Source organism: Micromonospora foliorum, from assembly GCF_022229015.1.
GTDB lineage: Bacteria > Actinomycetota > Actinomycetes > Mycobacteriales > Micromonosporaceae > Micromonospora > Micromonospora foliorum.
This window is the reverse complement of sequence record NZ_JAKKFF010000515.1, coordinates 1-1,088: the sequence shown is the minus strand read 5'-3', so window position 1 is coordinate 1,088 and position 1,088 is coordinate 1. Positions and strand designations below refer to the sequence as shown.

General features: G+C 74.9%; 1 protein-coding gene and 1 pseudogene. One reads left to right on the top strand and one right to left on the bottom strand.

What is annotated here, in order from left to right:
* Positions 1–353 (bottom strand): annotated as a pseudogene (locus PSH25_RS29110) (hypothetical protein); the annotation flags it as partial.
* A 159-nt stretch (positions 354–512) separates the two neighbouring features.
* Here PSH25_RS29110 and PSH25_RS29105 point away from each other — a divergent pair.
* Positions 513–1,088: GNAT family N-acetyltransferase (locus PSH25_RS29105; protein WP_238662067.1), on the top strand; the 576-nt coding region annotated here is incomplete at its 3' end.

The window sequence follows — 1,088 nt, the reverse complement described above, 5'->3', positions numbered from 1 at the left end:
CGGCCGGGGAAGATCCGCAGCCCGTCGGCCCGCTGCGGCCCGCAGACGTAACAGCTGGGGAACGGATGCTCGACCAGGCCGGGGTAGCGGGCCGCGGCGGCCACCGCCGTCTCCAGGTCGACCGGGGGTACGACGGCATCGATCACGCCGGCCGGGCGCACCTCGGCCACCAACTCGCCGGCCGGGTCCCGGACCTCGCCGTCGACCAGGGTCAGCTCGGTCTCCAGCGGTGGCGGCCGGCGCAGCGTCACCTCGACCGGCCCGCCGCCGCCCGCCCCGGCCGCGAAGATCCCTGCGCTCCAGCCGCCGTTGCCGGAGCCGGCGGGCCCGTTGTAGCGGGACTCGATGCGCATCGTCGACCTCCGGTGGTGCGTGTCGGCGCCTTCGCCGGCCTGCCCGGGCAGCCTCGCACGGGCTCCACCGGGCCTCGCTAGCGGTCTCGCCTGCCGGCGTTCATCCGATCGACACCGGTGGTCCCCGTGAATGGCAACCCGGGCACCTACACAGATCCCATGGCCGTTCTGCATGCCGCTGGCACACCCCTGAAGACCAGCGGATACACCCTGCTGATCGCCGACGACCCCACCCAGGTCGCGGCCGCGCAACGCCTGCGCCACGAGGTGTTCGCCACCGAACTCGGCGCCACCCTCCTACCCGGCGCGGCCGGGCTGGACGTGGACCCCTTCGACGCGTACTGCGACCACCTGATCGTCCGCGAGGACAGCACCGGCGAGGTGGTCGGCACGTACCGGCTGCTGCCGCCGGGGCGTACCACCCGGCGCTACGCCGAGGACGAGTTCGACCTGAGCCCGCTCGACCCCCTCCGGGGCGACCTGGTCGAGGCGGGTCGGTCCTGCGTGCACCCGGACCACCGCACCGGCGCGGTGATCAACCTGATGTGGGCGGGCATCATCCGGTACCTGCACCTGCGCGGCTCCCGCTGGCTCGGCGGCTGCGCGTCGGTGCCGGTGGCCGACGCCGGGCGGACGGTCGCCGAGGTGTGGACCCAGGCCCAGGCCCGGCACCTGTCCCCGCCGCCGCTGCGGGTCAACCCGTTGCGGCCCTGGTTCGCCGAGGCTGCCGCCGCC